Raw genomic sequence first — 7,423 nt, forward strand, 5'->3', positions numbered from 1 at the left:
GAGCAATGTTTGCTCATACATTTGATTAAAGGGCTTCAACAAAGTGTAATCTGCTTTACGGTTTAATCCTGTTAATGCTCTGAGTAACCTGTCTTGTTTTAAGGCTCGTTCAATATTTAGCATTTTTATGGGCCAATTTCTGCTTGAATCATTTTACCTTATTTCCCAACAACTCTAATAATCATCATGATCATCGGAAACCAAAACAATGGAAGGCTCAAAGAAAATAATGTTAAAAATCTTTGTATATGTTTTCGACGACTTTCATATGTGATCGCTAAAGGAAAACAACCAGAAATACCTTTCTATTTTGACAGTTTTCTGTACCGTTAATCACCAAACTAAAATTTTTAAAGCTTGGACTTGAGTATCACTCCAGGATTGTTTAAAATATAACTCATACAATGATAAAAATTGCATTTGGTTGGTCTATTTATGTAAGTGGATCGACTTTTTCTACCATAAAATGTGAGTGATGGCTACCATCAACAATTGAGATAAAAATCAACTTGAATTGGGGGAGAAGGGATTGGTAGGCTCCACGTGCCAACCCCTTCTCTAAAAATGATGATCATTATTATTGAGGAAAAATTCAGATTTTATACAGAGGTATAATCATTGAAACTATTGCCCCACAATAGTTTTGAGGTGCTTGTCACCCCCTGAGATCAAAAGGTGAGTTACTGGTGTGGGTACAGGGCGTATAAACTGCGCGGGAGACCCAGTCCCTCATGAGTCGAGATTAGGCTTAATCACATTATGGGCAAGAAAACTGACATCTAGAGGAGTCCAACCTGTAGCAATAGAGCAATGGTGCTTCGATTATCTCTGGTTATATGGCTTAGTCGAGCCTGAAACTGGAGAAAGCTTTTTTGCAGAATTTTCTCATGTAGATGGGGTTTGCTTTCAGCAGTACCTGAAGTGGTTTGCTCAAAACTATCCAGCCGAACTACATATAATTCAACTAGATAATGGACGGTTACATACTTGGTCAAAATTAGAAATTCCTGAGAATGTTATCCTTTTATTTAAACCTCCCTACAGTCCACGAGTTAATCCGATTGAAAAATTATGCAAAAAAATTAAAAAGCAATTGAAGTGGGAACTGTTTGAGAACCTTGACAGTTTAAGGAACCTAATATCTCAAGTCTTACAGTAGTTAACTCCACAAACCATTAAATCCGTGACGGGATGGGACTTTATTTTAGAAGCTTTATCTGTAGCATAATTTTTCGTATTTCATATTACAATCAATTAAGGTATACTTATAATTTGTCAAACTACTCATAAAGTGATGACACAATCCTCTTTATTTGAGAAACTAAAACACCCTAACCCTCACTTGCGTGATCGAGCAATGTGGGAAATAGTCGAAACTTGTGATGAAACTACCATTCCTAACTTGATGGAAGTTTTGGCAGAAGAAGATACCGTCTATCGACGGGCAGCAGTTAAAGCACTCGGAGCGATCGGGACAGATACTGTGCCATTTTTAGTCGATTCGTTGCTCAACAGTGATAATTCAACAATTAGGAGCAGTTGTGCTAAAGCTCTAGCTCAGGTAGCTATTAACTATAAGAATGTTCCTTTCCCATCTGAAGGAATTGAAGGCTTAAAAAAAGGACTCAGCGATACCAATCCCGTTGTTCATATTGCCTCAGCAATGGCTTTAGGAGTCATTGGTGTGCCTGCTTTAGATAGCTTGTTGGAAGTCCTAGATGGAACTGAGAACTTAGGCTTGGCAGTGGCAATTCTCAATGCTGTTAGCTCTATTAATGACGAACGCTCTAAAGCAGTCTTAACCAAATTAGCCAATGATGCCTCTGCTGACACCTATGTACGGGAGACAGCCATCAGTGCTTTATCCCGCTTGGATATGTTGAATTTCAAACCTAACCGAAGTTAAAAAGGCTAAAGCTACTGTGCTTCAGCCAGGTTAAGCTTATTTAATATTTAGCTATTCCCAATCGTTTTCTGATGATTGCCTCTCTAGTTGAGTAATTGCCAATTTAATAATCTGCTTAATATCTGCTTCTGATTCCTGTTCCCATGCTGTTTGTAAGGGAACTAATGCACTATCGGAACGAATTTTCATCAAAGATAGAGCTGCTGCCTTGCGAGTTTCACCGCTAGTAGGATGATTCAGTAACTCTATCAAATAGGGAGCTGCTGGTTTATAAGCCAAATTTCCCAGGACGGCTGCTGCTTCAGTGCGTACTATTTCAGACGAATCTCTTAGGGCAGTCAATAAAATATTCAGAGCCTCTTCCTCCCCTGAATCTTGGGCAATTTTGGCGATCGCCCCTACCACAGCAGCCCTAACTGCGACTTTTTCAGAATGAATCTCCCGATATAGATACTCTTTTGCTTCAGGTCCAATAAATGCCAAAGCCCAAGCTGCATGACCTTTGGTACTTTCTGGATACTCTGTTGACCCTAAAATGTCCAACAATGGAGGTACAGCAGCTTTTCCTATCCTGGCTAGGGCACCAACTGACGATCCTTTAACCACTGTATCTTCATCATTGAGGAGAGCATGGACTAAGGGAGAAACTGTTTCTGGGTCAGCAATCAGGGTGAGGGTTTTGGCACTAGCTCTGCGTACTACAGGATCGGGGTGATTTCCGAGAGCCTCTATCAAGAAAGGAGTAGCTGGTTTGCCAATTTGTCCGAGGGTCTCAGCAAAGCCTAAGCGCACCATTCCCCGTGAATCTCCCAGACACTCTACCATAAGTTTTAGGCGTTGACTGTCGTTGGGGTCAAAGGTTTGTTGGACTACTTCTTTTCTAGCAGAGGCCAGAAAAGCATCTGTTTCTTCTGGAGACATAAAAAAACGGCGTTGATAAATTAGTGTATGATATTAATCTTAATTCTTTAGGAGTCAGGAGTCATATCATGTCCGGTTGAATACTTATTCTTTGGTGGAAGGAAGGCAGAAGGTTTTCTTTCAATAGAGGAGGTAGTCGGATATATTTATCCCTTTATTTTTTTGCCATAGTTACCCCAAAATACTAACTTTTTGGTCGCTCAAGCTTAAAAAGCTGCACTTTTTTTCTTTCTAAAAAGGCACTTACCTTTATCTGTAAATGCTTTTAGATTTAATCAGCAAACCCTAATAAAAATACAGTGACATCTCCCACACGCTCGCTGACGCTATAGTGTGGGCTTCTCGTTTCGTAGCCCCGGTATCCCGTCGGGCTCCACGAGCTTTAAAGACGGAATGCCCTACCGCCCTATTTTTTATATTTATCGCCGCATTTAAGTCGCGGTCTATGACAATGCCGCAATGCGGACAACAATGAGTTCGTATGTTTAATTCTTTCTTGACTTTTTTTCCACAGTTTGAGCAATCTTGGCTAGTATTTTTGGGGTTCACTGCTATAATCTTCTGTCCAGCATTTCCGGCTTTGACAGTCAAAATAGTTAGGAATTTACCCCATCCAGCATCGTTAATTGATTTACTCAAACGAGTTTTTGCTAGCCCTTTAATATTTAAGTTTTCATAAGCGATAACATCCGCTTTTGATAATAATTCATTGGCTGTTTTGAAGTGGAAATCTTTACGTTTATCGGCAATTTTTTTATGTTGTTTAGCTACAGTTTTTACAGCCTTTAACCACCTTTTACTTCCTTTTTTCTTTCGAGATAAACGTTTTTGTAGAGTCTTTAATCGCTGCTGAGATTTTCTATAGTATTGAGGTATAGGAACTGATTCTCCTTCACTTGTGACTAAGAATTCCTTCAATCCCATATCAATTCCCAGAGTGTTTTTTAATGTTGGTTCCACTTTAGTTGTTAAAGCTGGAACTGATTTGTCTTCTAGGGATAAAGTAATATAATAACCATCTGCTTTACGACTAATCGTCACTGTTTTAATTTGAAAACCATCAGGTAAAGGTCGATGTTGAATAAATTTGATATTGCCTATTTTGGGCAAGTTTATTTTGTTTTCTTCTATGCAGTTTTGCTTGATTTGAGGATAAGTAAAACTACGATAACGTCCTTTTCCTTTGAACCTTGGTTTTCCTAATTTATGTCCATTTTTGTCTGTCTTAAACCATCTGTCAAAGGCAAGTTTTACCCGTTTTATACAATCCTGTAAAACCTGAGAATGAATTAGCTTGTATTCCGGAAACTTGTCTTTGGTATTGACCAAATCTTTTTTTTGAGAGTAATAATCTGGATTATCTCTGAGTTGAGGGATTGGCATCACCAAGGGACAAGCGTTAACTGGACAACGGTTTTCTGACCACCATGAGAATCTTTCACCCAGCCTATAATTGTACTGCCGACGCAACAATTCCAACCACATTTCTATGACTGCGGTTTGTTCTTTGTTGGGTCTTAATTTATATTGGTAGGCAGTGCGCATAGTGGAAAATTTTTGAAGCTACATAAGATAATAACACAAGTTTTTTAAGGCGACAACTTGCGGATAATATTTGTAAATTGAATGGGCATTGAACCCATTCAATTTACCGCCGAGAAGCCTCACGCCATAATCTTCGATTTGGCGTGAGGCTTCTCGGCGGTCTAGCTAAAAAAACCCGCGCTGTAATACTTACGCAGTACACAGCCGGGATTAAGTAAAAAAAACGAGAGACATTAAGCGACTTCGCTAATACTGATAATTTTTCCGCCTGTTTTCTGGATATTTTGAAGTATCTTAGACATTTGGCTGTAGTTGACTACGCATTCTTGACGACTGAGCTTGCCCAATCTAGCAGGAGATCGAGAGGTAGAAAATGCTATTGTGAAGCGCTTTTCTGTATTACCATAAGAAGCTCCATTGCCGATTGCCAGTGGCTTTATCGGAGTTGGTAAATTAGCAGCCACAGAAGAAATTAATTGGGCGCGTTTATCGCTATCGTTAGTTGCAGAGCCGCGTAATAGAGAAAACATCCGGTTGAATGCTTCGTTTTTCAGTCCAACAACTGAACGAATACTGCGTGGATAGGGTACAATATTATCGCCAAAATTTTGAATATACTCGTCACTATCAATGTACGAGTTAATCTCAGTTTCGTATCCTTGTTCGTTATAAATCTGAACGTGCTCAGAAATTTCCTCTTGAGCTTGAGGAGGACGACCCAATAAATGCTTAAAATTTAACTCAATAAAGCGGTACTGAGACGAAGAGTGAAAAAAGAGTGATTGATAAAGACTTGATTGAGCCACACTCCTAACAAATTCACGGACTGTAATGTCGCCATTACGCAGTAGAGACTCAGCACTAGAGAGGCGATCGCCTTCCATGAGATACTGGTTTCCTAGTACCTGCTTATAAACTGCCCTGATGAGCTGTTCTAGCTCTCCTTCTGTGGTATTAGGACGGAGTTCTAGTGGGTCAACTTCAAAGGCATCCAAACCTAGAGTCGCTGATGTGCTTAATTTTCCCATTACTTTATTTTCTAAAGACCTGATGTTGATATTCTTAAAATTATGTTCGCTCTTAAGGCAGCGTAGTTAGCCTGCAGTAGGAGTAGTTAGCTCAATGAGTTCAAACCTCTAAACCCATAGCTTCTAACCCTTACAAGCAGACTAACCTTTATATCGCAATACTTTCAATAAAGAGTATTAGGACATGGAATTGATTAAGTAATCAAGATATCCATTGTATTCCCCTAAGGCTTGAGGAGACAGATCGCGAGGAGCGCAACCCCGATTCCGAAGGAAGCTTAACCCAGTAACGTAAGTATCAGTACCAATTCCAAGAGCGCGGTATACTTCCCGTGCTCCAGCAATTCCCCACTCATCAAGAGGACCTGTACCACCAACAATTAGACAGTAATTAATTAAGCGCAAGTAGTGAACGATATCCCGCTTGCACTTATTTTTCTGAGTTTCGGCATCCATATCCCGACCACTGCCACTAGGGAATTTGCTATAAATAGCATCAACAGCTTCTTGAGCTACAGCATCATAATTGCTTGCTAACTTTTCTGCTGCTTCGAGTCTGGCAGCAGAACGCTGTAAGCTACCTTGTACTGATTCTAAATCAGAACCACTGGGAAAACGACCTGCTAGATCGGCAGAAGCAACAGTTGTACTTAAAACTGATTTCATAATTGAATGTTTCTCCTATTCTCAAAGATAGATTTGGTCAAAATGTTAATTGATTAGCTTGAATGGCTCTAAACCTAGCTAATTTTAGCTGATAGCAGCAACAACTGCATCAAAGTAGCCAGAACACTCAGCGACCAAACTAGCGCAGTCGCCTTCAGTCACATCAATCTTTTTGTATTTGCTTCCTGCCTGAGCTTCAGTGTTCGTGTTACTGATGTGGGCAACAGCACAAGCTTTCATGATTTCAACAGCGCGAACTGTATTACCTGTGGGTACTCCTAGAGCAGCATAGGTTTCTTTAAGGCCATTGAGGCAGCGGTCTGTGAGAATAGAAGCATCTCCAGTTAACAGAGCATAGGTGATATAACGAAGAATAATTTCCCCATCCCTTAGGCAAGCTGCCATTTTCCGGTTGGTGTAAACACCACCACCTGGTGAAGTTAAACCAGGGCTTTCGCAACAGATACCAGCAACAGAGTCAGTAACAATACAGCTAGCGTTACTAGCAATGGAGTTAACTGCATCTAGACGTTTGTTACCATCAGCATTGATGCTGTGACAAAAGAAGCTAGTGAATGGGTATTTAGAAAATACCCCGATCTTACCAAACCTGGCGGACCTTGTGATTCTCAAATTAAGATCGAAAAATGTTATCGTGACCTAAGTCATTATCTGAGACTAATTAATTATTGTTTAGTAGTTGGTAGTACTGCTCCTCTGGATGATTGGGGTATTACTGGCCAGCGCGAAGTTTACCGCGCCCTCAATTTGCCTACTGCGCCTTATGTTAGCGCACTTCAATATACACGGAATCGTGCTTGTTCCCCCAGAGATATGTCTCCTCAAGCTTTAGCAGAATTTTGGGTTTATCTAGATTATTTAATTGATTCCTTCTCCTAACCAGTGTCGCTGCATAAATACTGTGGTGACTACAAATGATGATCGGGAGATGGGGAGATAATATAATACCAATTTGATAAATGTTTGCTACAAATGGTTAGGCTATTTCTTAGGAGTCAGGAGTCAGGATCCGTATGGGAATTGCTTCAATACCAGTTTTTAGCTCGGAAATCATCCTTTTTGTCAAAGGGAATATCCTGCATTTGTCTTTTTATTCCTCTTACTATTCGTAACATTCTTTTTTCAAATTGGTATAACTACTAGACATAGGCGTGATAATAAAAAATCAAATCAATTCTCACACATAAATTATCAATTATTTCCCCTCCTGGGAGGGGGAGGGGCTAGGGGTGGGTTCCCTACTGCCTACAGCAAAGCTGCCTACTCCCTATGCGTGGAGGAGATGTCTACTGGGGTTGCATATTATGGAATGATACTGCAAAAAATTGGTTTATAC

General features: G+C 40.0%; 8 protein-coding genes. 3 read left to right on the top strand and 5 right to left on the bottom strand.

Translation table 11 applies throughout. From position 1 onward, the window contains the following. Positions 1-688 precede the first annotated feature (688 nt). On the top strand, positions 689-1,159 hold the full coding sequence (locus F6K13_RS10640) for a transposase (RefSeq protein ID WP_124146671.1): 471 nt from the start codon (positions 689-691) through the stop codon (positions 1,157-1,159). 135 nt (positions 1,160-1,294) lie between these two features. Further along, the gene (locus F6K13_RS10645; protein WP_124146672.1) at positions 1,295-1,906 is read left to right on the top strand and encodes a HEAT repeat domain-containing protein; all 612 of its coding nucleotides are present in this window, start codon (positions 1,295-1,297) and stop codon (positions 1,904-1,906) included. Between the two features lie 51 nt (positions 1,907-1,957). Here F6K13_RS10645 and F6K13_RS10650 read toward each other — a convergent pair whose 3' ends face one another. The 5 genes from F6K13_RS10650 to F6K13_RS10670 all read right to left on the bottom strand — a co-directional run bounded on the left by F6K13_RS10650 (position 1,958) and on the right by F6K13_RS10670 (position 6,699). Beyond that, on the bottom strand, positions 1,958-2,827 hold the full coding sequence (locus tag F6K13_RS10650; protein WP_124146673.1) for a HEAT repeat domain-containing protein: 870 nt from the start codon (positions 2,825-2,827) through the stop codon (positions 1,958-1,960). A 285-nt stretch (positions 2,828-3,112) separates the two neighbouring features. Next, positions 3,113-4,372, bottom strand: coding sequence for an RNA-guided endonuclease TnpB family protein (locus F6K13_RS10655; protein WP_124146674.1), 1,260 nt, complete (start codon positions 4,370-4,372; stop codon positions 3,113-3,115). A 233-nt stretch (positions 4,373-4,605) separates the two neighbouring features. Beyond that, entirely contained in the window at positions 4,606-5,400 is a 795-nt protein-coding gene (locus F6K13_RS10660; protein WP_124146675.1) for a phycobilisome rod-core linker polypeptide, read from the bottom strand. A gap of 177 nt (positions 5,401-5,577) precedes the next feature. Next, positions 5,578-6,066 carry a bleomycin hydrolase gene (locus tag F6K13_RS10665; protein ID WP_124146676.1) on the bottom strand — a complete coding sequence of 163 codons (489 nt, stop codon included), beginning with the start codon at positions 6,064-6,066 and terminating at the stop codon, positions 5,578-5,580. An 84-nt stretch (positions 6,067-6,150) separates the two neighbouring features. Continuing rightward, the gene (locus tag F6K13_RS10670; RefSeq protein WP_124146677.1) at positions 6,151-6,699 is read right to left on the bottom strand and encodes a phycocyanin subunit beta; all 549 of its coding nucleotides are present in this window, start codon (positions 6,697-6,699) and stop codon (positions 6,151-6,153) included. Between F6K13_RS10670 and F6K13_RS10675 the strand changes: the two genes are divergently transcribed. Continuing rightward, complete coding sequence (locus F6K13_RS10675; protein WP_275670433.1) at positions 6,622-6,966, top strand: hypothetical protein; 345 nt, start codon at positions 6,622-6,624, stop codon at positions 6,964-6,966. The two genes, F6K13_RS10670 and F6K13_RS10675, sit on opposite strands and share 78 nt — an antisense overlap. The last annotated feature ends 457 nt before the right edge of the window (positions 6,967-7,423 follow it).

The organism is Okeania sp. SIO2B9 (assembly GCF_010672505.1).
In the GTDB taxonomy this organism is placed as follows: Bacteria; Cyanobacteriota; Cyanobacteriia; order Cyanobacteriales; family Microcoleaceae; genus Okeania; species Okeania hirsuta.